Origin of the sequence: Haematobacter missouriensis (genome assembly GCF_000740775.1) — a bacterium.
Taxonomy (GTDB): domain Bacteria; phylum Pseudomonadota; class Alphaproteobacteria; order Rhodobacterales; family Rhodobacteraceae; genus Haematobacter; species Haematobacter missouriensis.
The window spans coordinates 1-336 of sequence record NZ_JFGS01000121.1 but is presented as its reverse complement, the minus strand read 5'-3'; the positions used below and the strand labels follow the sequence as shown (position 1 = coordinate 336).

Here is a 336-nt window from a genome sequence, read left to right as displayed (position 1 = left end):
CGTCCCATCGGGTGAAATCGTTCTCGCCGCCAGCAAGGCGCCGGTCATCTGCCACAGCGCACATCACATCTGCGCCGACCGGGGCTGGCCGGCGATGGTGCCGTCATTCGGGCGATCCGCCTTGCGCAGCCGCAGCCCGAGGAGGATCATCATCACCCCGCAGATCGCGGCGTAGAAGCCGATCAGCCAGCCGAGCGCGAGGAAGCTTTCGACCGGGCGCGTCAGCAGCATCCAGGTCACGACGACACCGAGAACGACCGAGACGAGGCCGCTCAGGATCAGCCAGATCTCGCCCTCGATTTCCTTGCGCAGGCGGATCGCTGCCGCGATCTCGAG

The 336-nt window shown here is 66.7% G+C and carries 1 protein-coding gene; it reads right to left on the bottom strand.

The genetic code is table 11. The features are described 5' to 3' along the window. Positions 1-63: 63 nt before the first annotated feature. Positions 64-336 (bottom strand): DUF308 domain-containing protein (locus CG51_RS18915; RefSeq protein ID WP_035747717.1); only part of this gene is annotated, 273 nt, incomplete at its 5' end.